At 72.8% G+C, this 21,112-nt stretch carries 20 protein-coding genes and 3 pseudogenes; 11 read left to right on the top strand and 12 right to left on the bottom strand.

Going from position 1 to position 21,112, the window contains the following annotated elements:
* The first annotated feature begins 280 nt into the window (after positions 1-280).
* Positions 281-649, top strand: coding sequence for a low affinity iron permease family protein (locus ACH4N1_RS32540; RefSeq protein WP_398103517.1), 369 nt, complete (start codon positions 281-283; stop codon positions 647-649).
* 245 nt (positions 650-894) lie between these two features.
* Entirely contained in the window at positions 895-1,341 is a 447-nt protein-coding gene (locus tag ACH4N1_RS32535) for a YdeI/OmpD-associated family protein (RefSeq protein ID WP_398103514.1), read from the top strand.
* 419 nt (positions 1,342-1,760) lie between these two features.
* On the opposite strand, the pseudogene ACH4N1_RS32530 reads toward ACH4N1_RS32535, so the two are convergent.
* Positions 1,761-2,014: pseudogene (locus tag ACH4N1_RS32530) on the bottom strand (LysR family transcriptional regulator); the annotation flags it as partial.
* Here ACH4N1_RS32530 and ACH4N1_RS32525 point away from each other — a divergent pair.
* Positions 2,014-2,253: pseudogene (locus ACH4N1_RS32525) on the top strand (dehydrogenase); the annotation flags it as partial. The pseudogenes ACH4N1_RS32530 and ACH4N1_RS32525 overlap by 1 nt on opposite strands.
* Before the next feature lie 250 nt (positions 2,254-2,503).
* Here ACH4N1_RS32525 and ACH4N1_RS32520 read toward each other — a convergent pair.
* Positions 2,504-2,938 carry a VOC family protein gene (locus tag ACH4N1_RS32520; protein WP_398103511.1) on the bottom strand — a complete coding sequence of 145 codons (435 nt, stop codon included), beginning with the start codon at positions 2,936-2,938 and terminating at the stop codon, positions 2,504-2,506.
* Positions 2,939-3,157: 219 nt separating this feature from the next.
* On the opposite strand from ACH4N1_RS32520, the gene ACH4N1_RS32515 reads away from it, so the two are divergent.
* Both ACH4N1_RS32515 and ACH4N1_RS32510 read left to right on the top strand, forming a co-directional pair.
* Entirely contained in the window at positions 3,158-3,499 is a 342-nt protein-coding gene (locus ACH4N1_RS32515) for a hypothetical protein (protein ID WP_398103508.1), read from the top strand.
* Between the two features lie 177 nt (positions 3,500-3,676).
* A complete protein-coding gene (locus ACH4N1_RS32510; protein WP_398103506.1) occupies positions 3,677-4,162 on the top strand; it encodes a DUF427 domain-containing protein in 486 nt (161 codons plus the stop codon).
* A gap of 101 nt (positions 4,163-4,263) precedes the next feature.
* Here the strand turns inward: ACH4N1_RS32510 and ACH4N1_RS32505 are convergent, their stop codons facing one another.
* The 6 genes and pseudogenes from ACH4N1_RS32505 to ACH4N1_RS32480 form a co-directional block, all read right to left on the bottom strand.
* The gene (locus ACH4N1_RS32505) at positions 4,264-5,430 is read right to left on the bottom strand and encodes an alkane 1-monooxygenase (RefSeq protein ID WP_398103503.1); all 1,167 of its coding nucleotides are present in this window, start codon (positions 5,428-5,430) and stop codon (positions 4,264-4,266) included.
* 180 nt (positions 5,431-5,610) lie between these two features.
* Positions 5,611-6,216 carry a TetR family transcriptional regulator gene (locus tag ACH4N1_RS32500; RefSeq protein WP_398103501.1) on the bottom strand — a complete coding sequence of 202 codons (606 nt, stop codon included), beginning with the start codon at positions 6,214-6,216 and terminating at the stop codon, positions 5,611-5,613.
* 450 nt (positions 6,217-6,666) lie between these two features.
* Positions 6,667-7,794 (bottom strand): pre-peptidase C-terminal domain-containing protein, encoded by a 1,128-nt coding sequence (locus ACH4N1_RS32495; protein WP_398103498.1) that lies wholly within the window; start codon positions 7,792-7,794, stop codon positions 6,667-6,669.
* A gap of 254 nt (positions 7,795-8,048) precedes the next feature.
* Positions 8,049-8,210: pseudogene (locus ACH4N1_RS32490) on the bottom strand (alpha/beta hydrolase); the annotation flags it as partial.
* A 329-nt stretch (positions 8,211-8,539) separates the two neighbouring features.
* Complete coding sequence (locus ACH4N1_RS32485) at positions 8,540-9,955, bottom strand: DUF2252 domain-containing protein (protein ID WP_398103495.1); 1,416 nt, start codon at positions 9,953-9,955, stop codon at positions 8,540-8,542.
* A 213-nt stretch (positions 9,956-10,168) separates the two neighbouring features.
* Positions 10,169-11,509 (bottom strand): hypothetical protein, encoded by a 1,341-nt coding sequence (locus ACH4N1_RS32480; protein WP_398103492.1) that lies wholly within the window; start codon positions 11,507-11,509, stop codon positions 10,169-10,171.
* A gap of 155 nt (positions 11,510-11,664) precedes the next feature.
* Between ACH4N1_RS32480 and ACH4N1_RS32475 the strand changes: the two genes are divergently transcribed.
* Both ACH4N1_RS32475 and ACH4N1_RS32470 read left to right on the top strand, forming a co-directional pair.
* Complete coding sequence (locus tag ACH4N1_RS32475) at positions 11,665-12,108, top strand: DUF6325 family protein (RefSeq protein ID WP_398103489.1); 444 nt, start codon at positions 11,665-11,667, stop codon at positions 12,106-12,108.
* Positions 12,109-12,146: 38 nt separating this feature from the next.
* Positions 12,147-12,419, top strand: coding sequence for an SHOCT domain-containing protein (locus tag ACH4N1_RS32470; protein WP_398103486.1), 273 nt, complete (start codon positions 12,147-12,149; stop codon positions 12,417-12,419).
* 160 nt (positions 12,420-12,579) lie between these two features.
* On the opposite strand, the gene ACH4N1_RS32465 is transcribed toward ACH4N1_RS32470, so the two are convergent.
* Together ACH4N1_RS32465 and ACH4N1_RS32460 are read right to left on the bottom strand one after the other, a co-directional pair.
* Positions 12,580-13,308: an ABC transporter ATP-binding protein gene (locus ACH4N1_RS32465; protein WP_398103483.1), complete on the bottom strand. Its 729-nt coding sequence runs from the start codon at positions 13,306-13,308 to the stop codon at positions 12,580-12,582.
* On the bottom strand, positions 13,305-14,393 hold the full coding sequence (locus ACH4N1_RS32460; protein ID WP_398103480.1) for an ABC transporter permease: 1,089 nt from the start codon (positions 14,391-14,393) through the stop codon (positions 13,305-13,307). Before ACH4N1_RS32460 ends, ACH4N1_RS32465 begins: the two co-directional genes overlap by 4 nt.
* A 172-nt stretch (positions 14,394-14,565) precedes the next feature.
* On the opposite strand from ACH4N1_RS32460, the gene ACH4N1_RS32455 reads away from it, so the two are divergent.
* Together ACH4N1_RS32455 and ACH4N1_RS32450 are read left to right on the top strand one after the other, a co-directional pair.
* Positions 14,566-15,780: a sensor histidine kinase gene (locus ACH4N1_RS32455; RefSeq protein WP_398103477.1), complete on the top strand. Its 1,215-nt coding sequence runs from the start codon at positions 14,566-14,568 to the stop codon at positions 15,778-15,780.
* On the top strand, positions 15,777-16,412 hold the full coding sequence (locus ACH4N1_RS32450) for a response regulator (RefSeq protein ID WP_398103474.1): 636 nt from the start codon (positions 15,777-15,779) through the stop codon (positions 16,410-16,412). Before ACH4N1_RS32455 ends, ACH4N1_RS32450 begins: the two co-directional genes overlap by 4 nt.
* Before the next feature lie 28 nt (positions 16,413-16,440).
* Here the strand turns inward: ACH4N1_RS32450 and pntB are convergent, their stop codons facing one another.
* Positions 16,441-17,907, bottom strand: coding sequence for a Re/Si-specific NAD(P)(+) transhydrogenase subunit beta (gene pntB / locus ACH4N1_RS32445; RefSeq protein ID WP_398103471.1), 1,467 nt, complete (start codon positions 17,905-17,907; stop codon positions 16,441-16,443).
* A gap of 6 nt (positions 17,908-17,913) precedes the next feature.
* Positions 17,914-19,470 (bottom strand): Re/Si-specific NAD(P)(+) transhydrogenase subunit alpha, encoded by a 1,557-nt coding sequence (locus ACH4N1_RS32440; protein ID WP_398103468.1) that lies wholly within the window; start codon positions 19,468-19,470, stop codon positions 17,914-17,916.
* A 694-nt stretch (positions 19,471-20,164) separates the two neighbouring features.
* Here ACH4N1_RS32440 and ACH4N1_RS32435 point away from each other — a divergent pair.
* The gene (locus ACH4N1_RS32435; RefSeq protein ID WP_398103465.1) at positions 20,165-20,740 is read left to right on the top strand and encodes a DUF5994 family protein; all 576 of its coding nucleotides are present in this window, start codon (positions 20,165-20,167) and stop codon (positions 20,738-20,740) included.
* A gap of 5 nt (positions 20,741-20,745) precedes the next feature.
* Positions 20,746-20,934, top strand: coding sequence for a hypothetical protein (locus ACH4N1_RS32430; RefSeq protein WP_398103462.1), 189 nt, complete (start codon positions 20,746-20,748; stop codon positions 20,932-20,934).
* Positions 20,935-21,112 lie beyond the last annotated feature (178 nt).

Genomic DNA, 21,112 nt, shown 5'->3' with positions numbered 1-21,112 from the left:
AGTCGGCGTACTCCTCCGACCCGGCCACCGCGACGTCACCGGTGCGCAGTTCCTCAGCGAGCGCGGCGAACACCATCGCCTCGAAGTGCTTGCGCACGAAGACACCGGGCCGGTTCTTGTCCCGTACGGCCTTCTGCCAGTTCAGCGTGGCGAAGGAGATGTCGACCGGGCGGGCATCGTCGGCCCGACCGAGGGCATCAGCAGGCCAGGAACACCGTGCGGCCGGTTCGCGGCCGGTGCCGGCGCCAGCCGCAGACGGTGACACGAGAAGGGGCGGACCATGACCCTCGAGCATCCGGCCGAGAGAGGCGGGCGCCGACGCGGCCCCTTCGAGGAACTCGCCGAGCGCGCGTCGAACTTCACCAGCAGTCCGGCGTTCTTCGGCGTCTGCCTGCTGCTGGTCGGCATCGTCATCGGCGTCCACATCGCGAAGGCACCCTTGACCTGGATGCTGCTCGCCGGCGAGTCCATGACCGCCGTCACGCTCCTGCTCCTGGCGCTGCTGAAGAACAGCGAGCGGCGCGCCGAGCACGCGGTGCAGCAGAAGCTGGACGCCATCGCGGCCGCCCTGCTGGAGACGGGACGCGGTGAACCGGGCCCGGCCCAGCTCTCCCTGCGCACCGCCATCGGCATCGAGGAACAGACCTGACCCCACGGCGCGCCGGACCGGCAGGCCCTCGGCGGCACCCCCCCCCTCGACCTCCTCGGATCGCCGGCCGCCGCCCGGGCCGGCCGCGCCCCTCCCGGCCGACTCCCGTCCGCGCCTCACCGATCACGGCGATCGCCTGCTCCCACCACACCCGCTCGCGCCAGAATGTGGCACAGCACGGTCACCGGCCCACCTCAGAGCCGCACCGCACACCGGGCACGCCGGCACACGGACAGGAGCAGACCATGAAGTTCCGCAGCCTCGTCGAACCCCCCGAACCCATGCGGGGCCTGGAAGTCCCCGTGGAAATCATCGACGAACTCGACGCCGGGAAACGACCACCCGTCACCATCACGGTCAACGGCCACTCCTGGAACAGCCGCATCGCGATCATGCGAGGCCGCCACCTCATCGGCTTCAGCACAGCCAACCGCGAGGCCGCGGGCGTCGAGACCGGCGAAGAAGTCGAAGTCGATCTCGCCCTCGACACCCAGCCCCGCACCATCACCGAACCGGACGACCTGGTCCAAGCCCTCGACGCCGACCCCGTCGCCCGCACGGCCTACGACCAGCTCTCCCCCAGCCGCAGGCGCGCCTGCATCCACACCATCGAAAGCGCCAAGAAGCCCGAGACCCGCCACGGCCGCATCCGGAAAACCCTCGCCGCACTCCGCAACCAGCCGCCGGCATGAACCGCCCTGCTTCCTCGCGCAGGTCCGCGGCGCCTCCACGCCGCCCACCGCCGGGCGGCTGACGAAGGCCGGTGTGAGGCGGGACGCCGCGCCGGCCGATCCGGTGACATGTCGGGGCCTGCGCGGGTCTGGGGCGCGGCGTGCTGCTGAGGGGGCACTCGGCTCTCCTTCTCGAAGCGGGGCGCACGGAGGATGTGGAGGGGCGGCCTGCGGTGGCGAGGACGACGGCCGCCCGGTGGTCCGGTGGCACGTCCAGGTCGGCGAACGTCCAGCCGTGGACGGTGGATCGGGGCACGGGCGCGTCGGGGGTGCCGAACTCGCGCACCAGGCCGACGCGGTGGGAGGCGAGGCCGCCGCGAAGTCCGGTGCCGATGGCCTTGAGGTGCGCCTCCTCGCGCACTCGGCAGCTCGGGAAGCCCTCAAGTCACAAGCGTTGCGGCGTGCCGTGTGCCGAGGTCCACGGCTGTGCGGACCAGCCCGGCGAGGGCGCGGGAGCGGCTGTGCGCGGGCCAGGCGATGTGGGTGACGACGGGGGCGCGTCGGTCAGGGGGACGGCGGCGTGTTCGGCCCACAGCCAGGCACGGGCGGAGTCGGGGAACACGGCCATGGTGCGTCCGAGGGCGATCAGCTGGGCCAGCTGCGCCTGGTCGTGGATCTCGGGGCCCGGGCCGGGCCTACGCGCCGTCGAAGTCGTTCCTCAACGCCGTCACCGTGCAGTACGCCCGGCAGTTCGCCGGCACCGGCATCCTGATCAACGCCGCCTGTCCGGGCCTGGTCGCGACCGACTTCACCGGCTTCCACGGCCCCCGCACTCCCGAGCAGGGCGCGGCCACGGCGATCAGGCTCGTGACGCTGCCCGACGGCGGTCCGACCGGCTCGTTCTTCGAGGACGACGGCATCATCCCCTGGTGACCCCGACCTCGTCGTGATCGGGCGGCAAGCGCCGGCGTGCTCGACGCGACCGGGATGCCGGGACATTGCGGCCTGGAGCACCACCGCTCCCGGCCGCCGGCCTCTCCACCGACGCCGACCACCCGCTCGCATGGTCGGCGTCGGCCGACGCCGGGCGCGAGCAGGCCGGCGCATCGGCGACCGGCGGGGCGGGGCGGGGCGGGGCGGGTGATGAAACGTGTCAGCGCACGAACACCGTCGAGCCGGATGCTCAGTCGAGGCAGAACTCGTTGCCCTCGACGTCCTGCATCACGATGCACGACTCGTTCTCGTCATCGGCGGGCAGCAGTCGTTCGCGTACCGCGCCGAGCGCGACCAGTCGCGCGCATTCGGCCTCGAGGACGGCCAGGCGCTCCTCGCCCACGAGTCCGGTGGCGGTCCGCACGTCGAGATGCAGCCGATTCTTGACGGTCTTGCCTTCGGGGACGCGCTGGAAGAACAGCCGCGGGCCCACACCGGAGGGATCGACGCACGCGAACCACGAACCCCGCTCCTCAGACGGCAGCGAGCGACCGTAATCGTCCCAGGTGGCGAACCCCTCCGGCGGCGACGGGACGACGTACCCCAACACCTCGCACCAGAAACGAGCGACACGCTCGGGTTCTGCGCAGTCGAAGGTGACCTGGAACTGCTTGATCGATGCCATAGGGCCACCGTAGCAGGGGGACTCGGCTGCTCAATTCCCTTGCCGTGCAGGCAGGTTGATGCGGCGCAAGCGGTACCGCAGACGCGACGGCCACCTCTGCACGTGCCGCCCACACGGTCGGCCCCGAGTCCGGCTCTGCCCACCGCCTGAGTACGGCGCACCCGGCATCTGAGCAGCCGCACGGATGTGCGGCGCCGACCGCCTGGATGGGATGGGGCCATGAGTTCACCCGCTTCCGACCCCGCTCCCCCGGTCCGACCCGCGTCGCCGACAGACCGCACGAGGCTGTGGGCCGCCCTGGCCGCCCTCCTGTTCGTGCCGGCGGCCGTGGCGGTCGGCCTGCTGACCCTGACCTCCGAGCGGGCGGGGCGGTGCATGACGTACGGCGAGCAGTGCGTCCGCGGGCTGCCCGGCTGGCTGTTCGAGTGGAGTACCGGCGTCGGCGCCGTGGCGTTCCTCGTCGCCGTGGCCGCACCGGCCGTACGGGCGCGGCAGGCGGGTCTCATCGTCCAGATCCTGGCAGAGGGCACCGCGCTGCTGGTCCCCCTCAGCCACGCGTGACCACTGCGGGATGCGTCACTTGCGGAATACGTCACTTTCCACAGCGGCGGGTACCGGAGCCGCCCTCTTCACCGGCTTTCCCGTCACCCGTGGGCGAGCCGGGTGCATCCGGCAGGGCCCGCGGCGGCGAAACACCTTCGACCGACACCGCACCGTGCTGCACACCACGAGGACCTCATGTCTGCTTCCGCACCCCTGCAGCCCGAGTCCGTTTGGGACTACCCCCGGCCGCCCGCCGTGCGGGAGGACACCCGTCGCGCTCGTGTCGAGTGCGGCGGCCTGCTCGTGGCGGACACCAGGAGGGCGGTCCGTGTGCTGGAGACCAGTCACCCGCCCGTGTTCTACCTTCCCCCCGAGGATGTGCGTCTCGACCTGCTGCGCCCCGCTTCCGGCGCCACCTGGTGCGAGTGGAAGGGCAAGGCGCGGTACTGGGATCTGGTGGTGGGTGACGACGTGCGCGAGCGAGCTGCCTGGAGCTACCCGCAGCCCGCTCCCGCCTACAGCCTGCTCACGGACTGTTTCGCCTTCTACGCGAGCCGGGTGGACCGCTGCACGGTCGACGACGAGGAGGTCCGGGCGCAGGACGGTGACTTCTACGGCGGCTGGATCACCGAGGAGGTGCGGGGTCCCTTCAAGGGAGCACCCGGAACGCTCACGTGGTGAGAGGGGGCTTCGCCGGGGCAGGGTGACGTACTCACCCCTTCTCGCTCTCCCTCCCCGCGACCGACGACCAGCGACCGGCTGTCGGTGCCACCCGTCACCCGTCACCGAGCGTCACGTGACGGGACGGGACGGACTGCGTGGTGCCGGTTCGCGCGCGTCGGGTCTCCTCCGTAGTGCGCCGTGACCTTGGGGTCCATGACCCGGCGCCACAGCGGGGTCACCCATGCCAGGACGATCATCGAGGCGTAGCCGGAGGGCAGTTGGGGGGCCTCTTCGAAGTGGCGCAGCGTCTGGTAGCGGCGCAGGGGGTTCGCGTGGTGGTCCGAGTGCCTCTGGAGCTGGTAGAGGAGGATGTTGCTGGTGGTGTTGTTGCTGTTCCAGCTGTGTCGCGGAGCGACCCGCTCGTAGCGTCCGTCGGGACGGCGCTCGCGCAACAGGCCGTAGTGCTCGATGTAGTTGACGCTTTCCAGCAGCAGGACGCCGCAGGCCGCCTGGACGAGCAGGTAGGGAAGGACGACCGGTCCGAATGCGGTCGCGAGCGCGGCGAAGAGCACGAGGGTCAGGCCCCACGCGGTCAGCACGTCGTTGCGGTGCGACCAGGTGCGGTGCCGTCGGCGGTTGAGGCGGCGGGCCTCGAGATGCCAGGCGGACCGGATGCTTCCGGCGACGGTGCGCGGCAGGAACGCCCACAGGCTCTCCCCCAGCCGTGAGCTGGCCGGATCCTCCGGGGTGGCGACGCGCACGTGGTGGCCGTGGTTGTGTTCGACGAAGAAGTGCCCGTACGCGGCTTGCGCCAGGGCGATGCGGGCGAGGCGCCGTTCGACCGTCTCGCGCTTGTGACCGAGTTCGTGAGCGGTGTTGATGGCGACGCCGGCCACGACGCCCACGGTGGCGGCCAGGCCCAGTGCGTCCGGCACCGCCATTCCCCTGGACCACAGCAGGCAGGCGTAGAGCAGTCCCGCGTACTGCAGAGGCAGGTACAGGAACGTGCACCACCGGTAGTACCGGTCGTTCTCCAGGAGCGGCACCGCCTCCTCCGGAGGGTTCTCCTGGTCCCGGCCGACGAGGGCGTCGAGCAACGGGATGATCACGAACGCGAAGAACGGCCCCCACCACCACAGCACGTGCCGGCCACTGACTTCGACGAGTGCGGCGGCCTGGAAGGGCAGCGCGGGAACCGCCAGGCCGAGGAGCCAGGCAGGGCGCCTGCGGTCGCGCCAGGGCGGTGCCGCGGGCTGTGGGGAAGGTGTGGTCGTCGACGCTGTCATCGCACTGCGCTCCTCGGGGCGGTCGGCTCGGGAAGGGCCGGTCGCACAGGCCGCGACGACCGCTGGAGCGGTCCGGGGCCGCGTGTTCCGGCGACCCGGCAGAGCGTGGCACCGGTGCCGACCGCTGACAACGCGGGGCGTCGTGTCAATGTTCTGACGGCGTGTCACGAGGGTGTTCGGTCACGGGACGGTCGGCGGGGAGGCGTGCGGGAGGCCGGCGGGATCCGACGGCCGCCCCAGCACGCCCAGCGCGGCGGCGGTGATGACCTCGGCGGCCTCGCCCAGGGTTCCGGTGCCGGGCGGCAGGACGATGTGGGACAGGGTCAGGCGAACGGTGACGTCGGCCGCCCGGTCCGCCCGCACCGCGTCGGTGTGCGGGAACCGGTCCCGACACCACGACCGCACCAGCCGCTGCGCCTCGGCGACGACGGGATCCGAGCGGGTCGTCAGGTAAGGGAGCAGGGAGTCCGTGCCCTTGCGGGCCGCCCCGACCGCCGCGGCGATCAGGGTGTTCCGCGCCGCCTCCCGCAGGGCGAACAGGACCGCGGCCGCCAGGATCTCCGGCGGATCGCCCGCCGGCTGCCGAAGCGCCCGTTCGACGCCGTGCAGGAAGCGCCCCGCCTCACGGTGGACCAGTGCCAGGCTCAGGCCCTCGCGGCTGCCGAACGCCTTGTAGATGGACGGGCGCGACACCTGCGCGCGTGCCGCCACCTCGGACAGGCTCACGGCGTCCCAGCCCTTTTCCGCCGCCATGACGCGGGCCGCGTTCAGCACGTCCTCCCGCATCTTCCTGCGCCACGCCTCGCGCGGGGGAAGAACCGTCGTGGAGTCCTCCGCTCCCCCGGGAAGCGGCCTTTGCGGATCCTGCGGCCCTCGCGGTCCTTGCCCCACCCTGTGCCTCCTCACGCCGAGATGCCTCGATGCCCGAGATGCCCGATGCCGTTCCGCGCCGGGACCCTTCACGGCCCCGGCGCGCCCCGGAAAGGGCTGCCGTCCGGCCGCGTCCGCGGGCGGTCGCGCCGACGGACGGTCGCGCCCACGGGCGGGTCGGACGATGATGCCGGGGAGGACCGCTCCTGACGAAGCGTCAGAAGGTTGACGACGGGTCACCCTGTGCCTCCGGCGGCGCACCTGGGAGCCTGGCCGTCGGCGGGCGGCAGCCCGTGCGCCGCCCGCCGACCCCTTCGCCGTCCGTGCCGTCGCCCGTCCGGCGGGCACGCCGTGTCCCGTCGAGCCTCAGGACTGCCGCAGCGTGCAGCCGTAGCCCGCTTCGCCGGAACCGCTGTAGGCCTCGAAGTCCACGTAGTACGTGCCGGTGCCGGAGGCGGTGCGGGTGAACGTGACGGCCTCGTCGCTGCCGCTGCCGTCGTTGACGGACCGCTGGAGGGTGCGCCCCTCCGCGTCCAGCAGGTACAGGTCGGCGTCGTAGGCGGAGGGGGTGTCGCAGTGGACGGCCGCCGTCCGGCCGGACGCCAGGGTGATGCGGTAGTAGTCCCGGTCGGAGGAGCTGTGCAGGGTGCCGGCGAGGGCCGCCGGCCAGACCAGGGCGGTGGCGTCGTCGGCGCTGGTGCGGGAGTCGTTGGGTTCGCTCTCGTTCAGCGCGGCCGTACCGGGGGCGCAGCTCTCGGGCGTGCCGTCGTAGAGGTTCGCGTCGGCGACTCCCTGGGTGACGCTGCGGCGGTAGTAGCCGCATGCGGGGCGATCGGCGAAGTCGTACGTCGCGCCCGGCACGAGTCTCCAGATCTTGTAGCCGGAATACGTCAACGGCTTTCCCGGGGTGGCCTGTTCGGGCTGGTGGTCGCCGAGGACGACGTAGGCGTCGCCTCCGTACTGGGTCCCCAGGCCGTTCTTGTCGATGAAGAGGGAGGCCTTCTCGTCGACGCCGACGCCCCAGGCCCGTCCGCCGGGGGCCAGGCCGTCCTTGACGGCCCGGGCCACGAACGCCATGGTGCGGCCCATGCGGTCGCGGGCGCTGAAGTGGGAGTCGTTGACGACGCCCGCGTAGGACGGCCACTCGAACATGCCGGTGGTGAAGGTGAGAGCCGGGTCGTAGGGGTCGGCCAGGGCTTCGGCGGTGGTGACACTGCCGGCGCAGGCGTCGTAGACGACGGGGCTGTTGATGTGGTGTCCCGCGCTCCCGCCGCCCGCACCGCCCGCCTTCGCGACGACGGATTCGACGGACACCTCGAGCGCGGTGCCCTTCCAGCGGGCGTACCGGCACTGGTCGCCACCGGCGAAGAACACGAACTCCGCGTTGCGGATGTCGGTGTTGACCGCGGCACGCTGCGCCGCGAAGCCGGGATCCCCCCGCCCGTCCGGCGGATCCGGAGCCGGCGTCGGCTGCGTCGTCACCGTGCTGCGCATCAGCGTCTCCTCGGCCGGAACGGGGCGGGACGCCGCCGGCGTCGCCGAAGGGTCGGCGCCGGGCGGCCACCCGTACTTCGCGCCCGGACGGCCCGGCGGATGCGGACGCCGCCGGCAGACCACGGGCGCATCCCGTGTCCCCGCCCCGGCCGTCCCGCGTGATCGTCACGGGACGGCCCTCGGGTCCGCCGTCCCGGCTCGCGGATCGGCAACGTGCCGGCCCTCCCCGCTCCCCCAGGGCCCGCGTTCCCGGCTCATGCGGTCAGCAGTCGGGCGAGCCACGCGGTGCGGGTCCGGCGGGCGGTGGCCGAGATGCGCGCCTGCGGGTACAGGGCGTCGAAGCCGTGGAAGCCGCCCGCCCGGACGTGGAGTTCGGCCTGCCCGCCGGCCGCCCGGATGCGGGTGGCGTAGTCGGTCGCATCCGCCGGTCTGCCCGCCACCGGGCAGATCACACGGGCACACCCCGAGCAGCCGGCCCTGGGCTTCGGGCTCCCGCCGGAACCGTCCGCCGTCACCGAACTGCTGCTGCGGGCCGGTCCCGGCGACACCCCCGCCCCGACGGCGGCACTCCGTCGGGCACCGCGTCGGCTACGACAATCCCTCGCGGTTCAGCCGCGAGTACCGCCGCCCGTTCGGCGCACCTGCGAGCCGGGACGCGGCCCGCGTGCGCGACACCGCACGCACCCCTGCGAACGTCCTGCCCTGAGCGGGGGCCGAGCCCGACGTGACCGGGCCCGGGGCCTCCTCAGGCCGCCACGGCGGGCAGCCTTCCGGCGCCGACGGCGTCGACGAGTGCCTGGTGATCCCGTTCGTTCTGGTCGGCGTAGCGCTCGGCGAACGTCACCAGGGCCCGGTCGAAGGAGTCGCCGCCGCCCAGGTACGCGGCGATGGCGATGCGGTCACCGGACCTGGCGTGCGCGCGGGCGAGCGTCGCGCCGCACAGGGCGCCGAACGTCCGCATGCCCCGCGGCACCATGTCCTCGGCCACGGCGACCCCCTTCCAGTCCCGCAACTGCCGTACGTAGAAGTCCCGCTGACGGCCGTCGATCCCCTCGACCCGCTCCCAGCCCAGGAAGATGTCGCTGGTGGCCTGCATCAGCCGCTGCCCGGAGACGACCCGCTCCCCCTGCGTCGGAAACCCGGTGTCCCCGACGTGGGGTGCCAGCACCGATTCGTCGGCCTCCTTGGCCTGGAGGAACAGCGGATCCTCGTCGTCCCGTCCCAGCAGCAGCACGATCCAGCACCGGGTGCCCACACTGCCGACCCCGACGACCTTGCGCGCCATGTCGGCCACCCGGTACTGCTCCAGCAGGAACCGCCGGTCCGACGGCAGGGTCCTGCCGTAACACTCGATCAGCCGGCCGATCTGCTTCTCCAGCCGGCCGCGGCGGTCGTCCGGCAGCAGGTCCTCGAGCGGGGTGACGAGCGGAGGATCGGGGGTGATGCGGCGCCTGCCGTCGACGACACGCGTGAGTTTGGCGAAAGCCTGGAGGGTGTCGCGCGAACGGGCCTTGGTCACGGCCTGCCCCCAGCGTTCGCGGCCCCGCGCGGACAGGTCCGCGCCGAACCGGGCCCGTACCCAGTCCACGTCGAACTGGGCGTACCACACGGCCAGGTTGCCGATCCCGGCGAAGGAACGCATGCTCTCGCGGTAGGACCGCACGGTGGCCCGTACGATCGCGGCCCGCTCCTTGGTGCTGAAGCCGTTCGAGCGGCCGGCGATGGCGAGGCTGGCGGCCAGGCGCTTGACGTCCCACTCCCAGGGGCCCGGCAGCGTCTCGTCGAAGTCGTTGATGTCGAACATGAGGCGGCGCTCGGGCGAGGCCAGCAGCCGGAAGTTCAGCATGTGCGCGTCGCCGCACAGTTGGGTCCGGATCCCCGTCGTCGGCGTGCCCGCGAGGTCCGAGGCCATGATGGCGGCGGCCCCCCGGTAGAAGCGGAACGGGGACTCGGACATCCTTCCGTAGCGGACGGGCACGAGGTCGGGCAGCCGCGTGGCCGACTGCCGTCCGATGATCTCCAACGGGTCGGGGCGTTTGCGCCCGGGCTCGAACTCCGCGTGGCTGGAGCGGGGTACGGTGGCCCGCGCCGTCCTGCCGAGCGCGGCTCGCTCCTGCGGGGTGCGGTGCACCGCGTGTGCGTCCAGGTGGCTCTCGGTCATGGCAGTGGCTCCAGTGCGAGGTCGCCTCCGGGCAGGGCGGTTGTGAGGCGCTCTGCCGCGCGGGGGAACGGCCGGTCCCGGCAGACCGCCGGGACGGGTTCTCGGAGCGGACTCCGCGCCCACCGTGCCGAGGGATCGGCGCCGCGCGGCACGGCCGGCTCACAGGGCTCCCGCACCCAACGTATCCCCGGCGGGGGAACCCGGCGAGCCGGGTCACAGGGCGGTGGCCCGGCCCGCAGGCCGGGTGGAGGGGTCAGCGTGGTCGTCGTCCAGGAACTCGCGGATCGCGAGGCCCACCAGTGTGACGACCGCCGTCCACACCACGACCGCGGTGGTCGGGTAGCTCCAGGTGAACAGGACGACGGCCGCGATCGCCAGGATGGCCACCCCGATCCAGCGCTTGAAACGGTGGACGAACCGTCCGACCGCACCCAGACGCAGCCCCGCCGAGGTCGCCGTGCCGCGCAGGGCGCCGATGCTCCTGCGGCAGCCGGTCCGGGTGAGGACGGCGATCCGGGACGGCCCGGCCAGGAAGGCGCCCGCGGCGGTGAAGAGGGCGACCGCGGCGAGCGCCCGCACGCCGGCCCGCAGGAACCTGACCAGCGCGTCGTACACGGACCCCGCGGCGGCCTGGGACACACCGGCCGGCAGACGGTCGAGGTAGACGTCCCGGGTCACGGTGAGGGCGACGCCGAGAACCAGCATGGCCACGAACACGGCCAGCGCGGTCCCGATCAGCGCGTGCCGGCGGTTGAACGCCACGTACACCCCGGCGGCGGCGACCAGCAGGGCGACGAGGGGCAGCCAGCCGCCGAGGATCTCCAGCACGCGCACATAGGTCCTGATCTCGCCGATGTCCTGCGACGCGAACACCACGAAGTCGGTACGGACGTCCGGGATCTTCGCGGCGGGCGAGAAGCCGGCGGCGACCAGCCGGTCCTTGACCTCGGCGACGATCGGCCCGAGGTCGACGACGACCTGGTCGTTCTTCAGCTCGACCGGTCCGTCGGCCTGTCCTGTCAGGGCCTTGTCGAGTGCCGAGTGCGCCCTGCGGTTGGCGTTCACCCAGACGGTCTCGAAGGCGCTGCTGGTGACCACCCGCTCCACGGTGCTGCCGACCAGCTGTTTGAGCCCGTTCTCGATCGGGCCGTCCAGATCGCCCAGCAACCGGGTCACCCGGGGCGGGACCCCCTGCTGCGCGGCCGCGTCGGTGAGCTGTTTGACCAGCGCGTCCACGTCGACCTGCGCCAGCACCGCGTCGGTGACCCGGTCGGTGACCGCCTTCTGCACATCGGGATCGCTCGCCAACGGTGCGACGGTGGCGACGTAGCGGTCCGTGTCCTGCACGATGCTGTTCGCCCACACCGCCACGACGGACAGCAGCGCCAGCAGGGCCGCGACGAGGATCAGCAGGGCCGAGCCGAGGGAGCGCAGCGGATGGTGCCGGTGGGCCCCCGCGGGCCCGGCGGCTTCCAGTGCCCTGACCCGGCGGCGCAGCTCGCCGAGCTCACCGCGCTCCCCTGCCGAGAGCTGTTCGCCACCGCTGTCGCTCATGGTCACCAGCAGATCCGTCCGACGCGGAACGTGCGACCTGGGCGAACCAGGCGGGTGAACGGCGTACCGAGGTGCGGGGCCGGTGGGGCGGTGCTGCAATGGGGGCGGGGGCGGGCGACCGGGGGGAGCGAGCCGCACACCTCGGAGATGACGCCATGAGCGACGATTTCGAAGAAGTGGGACCCATCGACTACCTGGTCGTCGAGTTCCCCGGGAACCGCATGACCGGCGAGGGTCTCCCTCTCCTGGTCGACCTGGTGGACCGCGGCATCATCCGGATCCTGGACCTGACGTTCGTCAGGAAGGACGACGACGGATCCGTGACCGGAATGGAGGTCGCCGACCTCACCGGCGACGGCGAACTCGACCTGGCCGTCTTCAAGGGCGCGTCCTCGGGGCTGCTGGGCCAGGACGACATCGAGGAGGCGGCCACCGCGCTGGAACCCGGCTGTTCCGCCGGCATCCTGGTCTACGAGAACGTGTGGGCCGCGCCCTTCGCCGCCGCCCTGCGCCGCGGCGGAGCCAGGCTGGTCGCCTCCGGGCGCGTCCCCGTCCAGGCCCTCGTCGCCGCCCTCGACGAGACCGAAGCCGCGCACTGACCGGCCACCGAGGTCCCCGACGCAGAAGGGAACCAGTCATGCCAGGACTCATCCGCGGGGTCGCCCGCACCGCCGTCGTCGCCGGAACGGCGACCGCCGTGTCGAACCGCGTGTCCCGACGTCAGCAGGGGCGATGGGCGGCACAGCAGGGATACGGGACGACGCCCCAGCCGCAGGCCCACGCCGAACCGCCGGCGACCGACATGACGAGCAAGATCGAACAGCTGAAGCAGCTCGGTGACCTCAAGGCCCAGGGGGTGCTCACGGAGAGCGAGTTCGAGGAGCAGAAGCGCCGGCTCCTGGCGTCGTGAGGCGGACCTCGCACTCGCGGTGCCCCCGCGACAGCAGGGCGTGACGCGTGTTCACGTGACGCGTGTTCACGTGACGCATGTTCACGTGACGCGTGTTCATCGGCCCTCCAGCCAGCCGGTGCACCGGGTCGGTCGGTGCACCGGGTGCGGAAGTCGGGGCTCACCGGCGCGAAGCCGCTCCGGTGGGCGGGCCTCCTCCCACCCATCGGCCGGCCGCCGCCGGGAAGGTGAGCCTTCCGTCGCGGACTTCGGCGATCCGGTCGGCGGAGGTGAGGTGGGCGGGGTCGTGGGTGACCAGGACGGTGGCGGTGGCCCGCTCGTGGGTGAGACGGGTGATCAGGTCGATGACGGCGGCGCCGCGTTCGTGGTCGAGGGCGCTGGTGGGTTCGTCGACCAGCAGGACGGTGGGGTCGTTCATGAGGGCGCGTGCGATGTTGACGCGTTGGCGCTGGCCGCCGGAGAGCTGGTGGGGGCGTCGGCGGGCCTGGTCGGCCAGGCCGACCGCGTCCAGGAGTTCCCTGGCCCGGTCCCGGACGGTGCGGGGCTTGCGGCCGTCGATCTGGGCGATGACCTGGAGCTGTTCGACGGCGGTGAGCGAGGCGATCAGGTGGGGCTGCTGGAGGACGATGCCGATCCTGCGGCGGCGCAGGCGGGCGAGTTCGCCGCGGCTCAGGCCGGTGGTGGGGGTGCCGTCGATGGTGACGGTGCCGGCGTCGGGCGTGACGAGGGTGGCGGCGACGGCCAGGAGGCTGGACTTGCCGGAGCCGGAAGGGCCGACCACGGCGGTCAGGCTGCCCCGGGGGACCTCCAGGCCGACCTTGTCGAGAGCGGTCAGCCGGGTGTCGCCGTCGGCGTAGGTGAGGGTGACGTCGGTCAGGTCGAGGCTCATCGGGCGCTCCCCAGGGCGGTCAGCGGGTCGACGGAGGTGATGCGCTGGACGGACAGCGCGGCCCCGAGCGCGCCGAGGAGGATCATCACGGCGGCCGGGAGGAGGACGGTGGCGGGGCTGAGGAGGAACGGCACGGCCGGTCCGGCGACCAGTGCTCCGAGCGCGGCGGCGAGGCCGGTGCCGAGCAGGGTGCCGCCCGTGAGCAGGACGACGGCCTGGCCGAGGGCGTCCTCGAGGAGGCCGGCGGTCGAGGCGCCCAGGGCCTTGAGGACGGCGACGTCACCGCTGCGCTGGATCGTCCACACGGTGAAGAAGGCGCCGATGACGAGGGCGGAGATGGCGAACAGGAAGCCGCGCATCAGTTGCAGGGAACCGTTCTCGGAGGCGTAGGAGCCGATCGCGGGCAGTGAGTCGTCGAGGGAGACGGTCCTGGTGCCGGCCTGCTCGTCCGTGGCCGCCACATCGGCCCGGGAGTCGGTGTTCAGGGCGATGACGGTGGCGGTCGGGCCGGCACCGTCCTCGGTGGGCGGCGCGGTCCGCCGCCAGGTGTCCAGGCTGGTCCAGATCACCGGGGTGTGGCTGAAGTGGGCGTCGCCCCGCACGGCGGCCACCCTCAGCTCCCGGCCGGCCAGGGTGAGCGGGTCGCCGGCCTCGACGCCGAGGGCGTCGGCGGCCGCGGTGGACAGCACCACCGACTCGTCGTCGATCCTGCCGCTCGCCGGGGCGAGGCGGGAGCCGCGCTCGACGCCGAACGCGGAGACCCCGGTGCTCCTGTCTCCGGCGGTGGCCTTGGTGAGGGTGATCCCCAACGGTTCGGCGCTCTCGACTCCGGGCGCCTCGGACCACTGCCGCCACTGCTGCTCGGTGACGGTGGAGTCGGAGTACGACAGGTCCTGCCCGCCGGCGGGAGCGCGGAAGGCGATCCTGTCCGCGGGCAGGGACGTGATCGCGGAGGTGTTCTGCCGGCCCAGACCGGCGGTCAGCCCGGACAGCAGTCCGACCAGCAGGGTGATCAGCACGATGACGGTCCCCATCAGGGCGAAGCGTCCCTTCGCGAACTTGAGGTCTCTCCAGGCGACGAACACGGCCGTTGTCGGTCCTTTCCCACGGCGGAAGCGGTACGTCCCCACTGTCGCCGTCGGCTCCCGGCGTGCGCGTCCGGCGCGGGACCGCATTTCACGGGCCGGAAGACGGCATGCGGTTTGTACCTTTCGATGGAGGCCCCCGGGAGCTCGTCTTCGTAGCCTGGGAGGCACTGTGAACATCGCTGCCCCCACCCCGACCCCGATCACCCGGGCGCTGGCCTGGTGCCTGCACCTGCTGATCGCCTGCCTGCTCGCCCTGGCCGCCGGCCGGGCCCTCACCGCCGGCCGGCCTCATGCCGGGGTGGTCGTCGCCGCGGCCGCGGCCTGCGGCCTGGTGTACGCCGCCGGGCCGCTCGTGCCGCGCGTCCGCTCCTCCCGGCCCGCCGCCGCCTGGTGGCTGGCCGCCGTGGGCACGGTGTGGCTGGTGCTGCTGGCCCTGTCCCCCGACGCCGTGTGGGTGGCGTTCCCGCTGTACTTCCTCCAGCTGCACCTGCTGCCGCGCCGTGCCGGGCTCGCCGCCGTGGCCGCCACCGCGGTGGCGGCCGTCACCGGCTTCGCCGTCCGTCAGGACTCCTTCAGCCCGGCCATGGCCATCGGCCCCGCGCTCGGCGCCGCCGTCGCCGTCGCGGTGGTGTGGGGGTACGAGGCCCTGTACCGGGAGAGTGAACGGCGCAGGCGCCTGATCGAGGAGCTCACCGCCACCCGCGCCGACCTGGCCCGCGTCCAGCACACCGCCGGGGTGCTGGCCGAGCGCGAACGCCTGGCCCGCGAGATCCACGACACCCTCGCGCAGGGCTTCTCCAGCATCCAGCTCCTGCTCCGCGCCGCCGAACGGGCCCTCCCCCACGCGCCGGAGAACGCCGCCCACTACGTCGACCAGGCGCGGCAGGCGGCCGTCGACAACCTCGCCGAGGCCCGCCGCTTCGTCGTCGCCCTCAGTCCGCCCGCCCTGGAGAGCGCCACCCTGGCCGGCGCCCTGGAACGGCTGTGCGCCACCACCGGCGCCCGGCACCGGCTCACCGCACGCTTCCACCTCACCGGCACCCCGGTACCGCTGGCGACCGCGCACGAGGTCGCGCTGCTGCGCATCGCCCAGTCCGCCCTGGCGAACACCGTCCGGCACGCCGGGGCCACCGCCGTCGACGTCACGCTCGGCTACGCCGGCGACGAGGCCGTCCTCGACGTCGTCGACGACGGACGCGGCTTCGACCCCGCCCGTCCGCCCGAACCCGGCCCTGAGGGCGGCGGGTTCGGCCTGGCCGCCATGCGCGCCCGCGTCCGGGCACTCGGAGGCACCCTCACCGTCGACTCCGCCCCCGGCCACGGCACCGCCCTGGCCGCCCGGCTGCCCCTCGTCCCCCCTTCCGAACCCGAGGCCCGTCCGTGACCGACCACCCCATCCGCCTGCTCGTGGCCGACGACCACCCCGTGGTCCGGGCCGGGCTGCGCGCCGTACTGCAGACCGAGGACGGCATCGACGTGGTGGCCGAGGCCGCCACCGCCGAGGAGGCCGTCGCCCGCGCCGCCCGGGGCGACATCGACGTGGTCCTCATGGACCTCCAGTTCGGCGGGGGAATGAACGGCGCCGAGGCCACCGCCCGGATCACCGCCCTGGCGGACGGCCCCCGCGTACTGATCGTCACCACCTACGACACCGACGCCGACACCCTCCCCGCGATCGAGGCCGGTGCCACCGGCTACCTCCTCAAGGACGCCCCGCCCGAGGACCTGGCCACCGCCGTGCGCACCGCCGCGGCGGGACGCACCGTCCTGGCGCCCAGCGTCGCGGACCGGCTGATGCACCGGCTGCGCACCCCCGGCGCCGCCTTGACCCGGCGCGAGACGGAAGTCCTCACCCTGGTCGCCGGGGGCCTGTCCAACCAGGCCGTCGGCGCCCGCCTCCACCTGACCGAAGGAACCGTCAAGTCCCACCTGGCCCGTGTCTACGCCAAGCTCGACGTCGACTCCCGCACCGCCGCCGTCGCCGTCGCCACGGAACTCGGTCTGATCCGCCGCTGACGGGGCACTCGCCCCGGCCCTCCGCCCGTCAGTGGCCGGCCACGGTCGTCTGGCGGGGGGCCGGGGGCGCGTCGCGTCGGCCGTCGGTGCCGAGCGCGTGCAGGATCTCCTCCACGCTCTGTCTGGCGTCGCCGAAGAGCATGCCGCTGTTCTCGCGGAAGAAGAGGGGGTTCTGCACGCCCGCGTAGCCGGAGGCCATGGAGCGCTTGAAGACGATGACCTGCTCGGCCTCCCAGACCCGCAGCACCGGCATGCCGGCGATCGGGCTGCTCGGGTCGTCGGTGGCGGCGGGATTGACGGTGTCGTTGGCGCCGATCACCAGGACGACCGAGGTCTCGGTGAAGTCGTCGTTGATCTCGTCCATCTCCAGGACGATGTCGTAGGGCACCTTCGCCTCGGCGAGCAGCACGTTCATGTGACCGGGCAGGCGCCCGGCGACGGGGTGGACGCCGAAGCGGACCTCGACACCCTGCTCGCGCAGCCGCCGCGTCAGTTCCGCGACCGGGTGCTGGGCCTGCGCGACCGCCATGCCGTATCCGGGCGTGATGATCACCGATCGGGCCTGGGCCAGCATCCGGGCCGCCTCCGCGGCCCGCACCTCGCGGTGCTCGCCGTGGTCCTGCTCGCCGCCGGACGGCGCCTCGATGCCGAAGCCACCCGCGATGACGGAGAGGAACGAGCGGTTCATCGCCTTGCACATGATGTACGACAGGTAGGCGCCGGAGGAGCCCACCAGCGCGCCCGTGACGATGAGCAGGTTGTTGTCGAGCAGGAAGCCGGCCGCGGCCGCCGCCCAGCCCGAGTAGCTGTTCAGCATGGAGACGACGACCGGCATGTCGCCGCCGCCGATCGAGGCGACCAGGTGCCAGCCGAGCGCCAGCGCCAGTACGGTCACCGCGATCATCAGGGGCAGGTTCGGGCTGATCGTGAACCAGACGGTCAGCCCGGCGAACGCCGCGAGCGCGCCGATGTTCAGCGCGTTCTTGCCCGGCAGCATCAGGGGAGCGGACCTGATGCGCGCCGACAGCTTCAGGAACGCGACGACCGAGCCGGTGAACGTGACCGCGCCGATGAAGACCCCGATGAGCACCTCGGCGTGGTGGATGCCCAGCAGGTCGGCACCGACACGGGTCTGCGCCGCGCCGTGGGACTCCACTTCCAGGTAGCTGTTCCAGCCCACCAGCACCGCGGCGAGGCCGACGAAGCTGTGCAGGACGGCGATCAGTTCGGGCATCTGCGTCATCTCGACGCGGCGGGCCCGCCACAGGCCCGTCGCCGCGCCGAGGGCCATCGCCAGCACGATCAGCGCGACCGCCCCGGCGGTGATGCTCTGCGCCGCCACGACCACGGTGGCGACCAGGGCGAGGGCCATCCCGGCGATGCCGTAGACGACGCCGGCGCGGGAGGTGCGGTGCTGGGACAGGCCGGCCAGGCTGAGGATGAACAGCAGGGCGGCGACCAGGTCGGCAGCGTGTGAAGCCGTCAGGGATGTCATCTCGGCTCAGCCTTTCGAGAACATGGACAGCATGCGGCGGGTGACGGCGAAGCCTCCGAAGATGTTGACGCTCGTCAGCAGGATCGCCACGAAGGACAGCGTGGTGACGATCCGGCTCTCGTGCCCGATCTGCAGCAGGGCGCCGATCACGACGATCCCGGAGATCGCATTGGTCACCGACATCAGCGGGGTGTGCAGCGCGTGGTGCACCTTGCCGATGACGTAGTAGCCGATGACCACCGCCAGCGCGAACACCGTGAAGTTTCCGGCGAGTTGCGCGGGAGCGAAGGCCACCAGCAGGAACAGCGCGAGCATCCCGAGCCCGATCAGGCCGAAGCGCCGCGCGGGCGTCAGCCTCGGCTGCTTCGGTTCGGGTGCCTCGGGCGCGGCCGCGGGCTGCGCGGCGGGCGCGGCCGAGACCGCGACGGGCGGCGGCGGCCAGGTGACGTCACCGTCGCGCACGACGGTCACCGCCCGCTGCACGACGTCGTCGAAGTCGATCGTCAGCTGCCCGTCGTTGCCGGGGGTGAGCAGCTTCATCAGGTTCACCAGGTTGGTGCCGAACATCTGCGACGCCTGGGCCGGGAGCCGGGAGGCCAGGTCGGTGTAGCCGATGATGGTGACGCCGTTGTCGGTCACCACCGTCCGTCCCGGCACGGTGCCCTCGACGTTGCCGCCCATCGCGGCGGCCATGTCGACGATGACGCTGCCCGGCTTCATGACGGCCACGTCCTCGGCCGTCAGCAGGCGCGGTGCCGGCCGGCCGGGGATCAGCGCGGTGGTGATCACGATGTCCACGTCCTTGGCCTGCTCGTGGTAGAGCTCGGCGGCGGCGCGGTCGTAATCGGCGGAGGTCGCCTTGGCGTAGCCGTCGGTGCTCGCCTCCTGAGCGACTTCCACCGGCAGGTACTCGCCGCCCAGCGACTTCACCTGGTCCGTGACCTCCGGCCGCGGGTCGGTGGCGCGCACGATCGCGCCGAGGCTGGAGGCGGCGCCGATCGCCGCGAGCCCGGCCACGCCGGCGCCGGCCACCAGCACCTTCGCCGGCGGCACCTTGCCCGCCGCGGTGACCTGGCCGGTGAAGAACCGTCCGAAGACGTGCGCGGCCTCGACGACCGCGCGGTAGCCGGCGATGTTGGCCATCGAGGACAGCACGTCCATCGACTGGGCCCGCGAGATGCGCGGCACCGCGTCCAGCGCCAGGGCGGTCACCCCGGCGTCGGCGAGCGCCCGGAGCAGCTCGGGGTTCTGGGCCGGGCTCAGCAGGGCGACCACGGTGGCGCCCCTTCGCAACCGGCGGATCTCCGTCTCGGAGGGGGCGTTCACCTTGAGGACGACATCCGCGTCCCAGGCCTCGCCGATCCCCGCGCCGGCGTCGGCGTACGCCTGGTCACCGAAGCCGGAGGCCTCGCCGGCCCCGGACTCGACGACGACCTCGTAGCCGAGGCCCAGCAGCAGTCGCGCCGTTGCCGGGGTCGCCGCGATCCGCGTCTCCCCGGAGACGGACTCGGCGACCACGCCGATACGCCGGGGAGGACGCTGTGAGCGTTCTTGAGCAGACATGTCCTGTATCTCTCGTCAGAAGAGGGTGCGGAAGGGAAATCTGCGCTCGGGGCGGTGGGAATGTCCTCCCCCGTGATCGCTGGAACCTACCCGCCGGACGGGTACGGGCCAACGCGAACGGACGGTGACGTGCTTCACCTTGCGCTGACGGCCGAGGACGAACGGAGCGGGACGCGACCCGCGGGGACCGGCGGAGACCCCGACAGCAGCGAGATCGCCGGCCGCGCGGGCGCTGTCGGCGTCGGTGACGGCGACAGCGGCGCCGGGGCGTGCCCCGAGGGGCGGCGCCGGCAGCGGGTGACCCACGGCCCGCGGCGAGGCCCGGCGGGGGCCGTACTGGTTCGTGAGCCGGACCGGCCGGGTGCCACCGCTCAGCAGGCGTTCCAACGCCGCTGTCACGTGCGGCTGTTCGCCCGCGACTCGGCACGCCGGGGTGGGTGGAACGCCGGTGGGTGCTGCCGGAATCCGCCGAGGTCTTCGGGGAGTCGGCGGCCACCGCGGCGGAACCCGCTGTGGCCGGGTGAGGGCGTCTCGACATACGACAGACACCTGGTCGAGACGGCCTTGTCCCGCCGAACGGATGTACAATGAAAGTACCGGGAGCACTTCGCACACCGGCCTTCATGCGGGTGTCGTTTCCGGCGATCACGAAAAACCGGGCTGCCGACGGGCAGCCCGGGGGCAGGTCCGCACCATGACCACCACCCTCGACCGGACCGCGCCGCGCGACCTCGCCGCAGAGCTCCCGGCACGCTTGTCGCTCACCCCGAAGACCACCCTCGCCGGCCGGCTCGACGGCGCCTGGTGGCCCTACTCGCGCGATCTCGAGGCGGAGCTTCCGCCGCTCGCGGCCGTACTCGACGAAGTCTGGGGACGCATCACACGCGTCACCGTGAACCCCACCCGCTGGCCCGTCATACCGCGCAAGGTGCCTGTGGCCGGGCACGCCGTGCATGTGGGCTGGTTCACCGAACAGCACCCCGACAAGCTGATTCTGCTCTCCTACACCGCCGGCCGCTGGGACCTGCTGGTGATCCCGCCCGAGACGGAGCCCGCCGCCGCGGCCCGCCTGATGGCCGCCGCGGCGATCCCCGGGAGCGTCCTCACCGCCGGAGACCTGATGGCCGACGAAGCCGCGATCGGGCGCGGTATTCGCGACGGCCTGCGCCGGGAAGCCAGTTGGGAGGGCGAGGGCGGGGCCTGCATGTCCCCCTTCGGGAGCCTCGCAGGCCGACGCGCCCTCCCGCTGCCCGGAAACACCTGGAGGTGAGTTTCGTGGAAACCCTCGTCCTCATCGCGGCGATCGTCCTTGCGATCGGCATCGGGGTCCTCCTGATCCGCCTGCTCAACGCACAGCACGACGCCCGGATCGCCGCCCACCGCTACAGCGACCCCCTGCCGAGACCTCCCGGTCAGCCGGACGACACCGGTCGTCGAGCCCCTCGTACGCGCGCCGGACGGTGAGGAAGCACTTCCGGCCGGGGGCGGCGGGTGGGGCGTACAGCGCCGCACCCGCCGGCTTCTCGCCCACCGGGAAGAGGGCACGTCGGGCCCGAGGTCCGGGTGATCGACCAGGCTCCCCCGACGGAAGTGGCCGGGCGGTTCCGGAGGGGAGCGGAGCGTGTTCGCCGACGTTGACCCG

The sequence above is a fragment of the Streptomyces sp. NPDC017202 genome (assembly GCF_044331705.1).
In the GTDB taxonomy this organism is placed as follows: Bacteria; Actinomycetota; Actinomycetes; order Streptomycetales; family Streptomycetaceae; genus Streptomyces.
The sequence above is the reverse complement of the archived record's forward strand: the minus strand, read 5'-3'. Positions and strand labels throughout refer to the sequence as shown.

Coding starts and splice junctions, on each gene's coding strand:
- ACH4N1_RS32535 (WP_398103514.1), top strand. CDS start 895: ATGAAGTTCCGCAGCCTCGTCGAACCCCCCGAACCCATGCGGGGCCTG.
- ACH4N1_RS32520 (WP_398103511.1), bottom strand. CDS start 2,938: ATGGCATCGATCAAGCAGTTCCAGGTCACCTTCGACTGCGCAGAACCC.
- ACH4N1_RS32540 (WP_398103517.1), top strand. CDS start 281: ATGACCCTCGAGCATCCGGCCGAGAGAGGCGGGCGCCGACGCGGCCCC.
- ACH4N1_RS32470 (WP_398103486.1), top strand. CDS start 12,147: ATGCCAGGACTCATCCGCGGGGTCGCCCGCACCGCCGTCGTCGCCGGA.
- ACH4N1_RS32495 (WP_398103498.1), bottom strand. CDS start 7,794: ATGCGCAGCACGGTGACGACGCAGCCGACGCCGGCTCCGGATCCGCCG.
- ACH4N1_RS32485 (WP_398103495.1), bottom strand. CDS start 9,955: ATGACCGAGAGCCACCTGGACGCACACGCGGTGCACCGCACCCCGCAG.
- ACH4N1_RS32500 (WP_398103501.1), bottom strand. CDS start 6,216: ATGCGGGAGGACGTGCTGAACGCGGCCCGCGTCATGGCGGCGGAAAAG.
- ACH4N1_RS32505 (WP_398103503.1), bottom strand. CDS start 5,430: ATGACAGCGTCGACGACCACACCTTCCCCACAGCCCGCGGCACCGCCC.
- ACH4N1_RS32465 (WP_398103483.1), bottom strand. CDS start 13,308: ATGAGCCTCGACCTGACCGACGTCACCCTCACCTACGCCGACGGCGAC.
- ACH4N1_RS32480 (WP_398103492.1), bottom strand. CDS start 11,509: ATGAGCGACAGCGGTGGCGAACAGCTCTCGGCAGGGGAGCGCGGTGAG.
- ACH4N1_RS32515 (WP_398103508.1), top strand. CDS start 3,158: ATGAGTTCACCCGCTTCCGACCCCGCTCCCCCGGTCCGACCCGCGTCG.
- pntB (WP_398103471.1), bottom strand. CDS start 17,907: ATGACATCCCTGACGGCTTCACACGCTGCCGACCTGGTCGCCGCCCTG.
- ACH4N1_RS32475 (WP_398103489.1), top strand. CDS start 11,665: ATGAGCGACGATTTCGAAGAAGTGGGACCCATCGACTACCTGGTCGTC.
- ACH4N1_RS32510 (WP_398103506.1), top strand. CDS start 3,677: ATGTCTGCTTCCGCACCCCTGCAGCCCGAGTCCGTTTGGGACTACCCC.
- ACH4N1_RS32440 (WP_398103468.1), bottom strand. CDS start 19,470: ATGTCTGCTCAAGAACGCTCACAGCGTCCTCCCCGGCGTATCGGCGTG.
- ACH4N1_RS32435 (WP_398103465.1), top strand. CDS start 20,165: ATGACCACCACCCTCGACCGGACCGCGCCGCGCGACCTCGCCGCAGAG.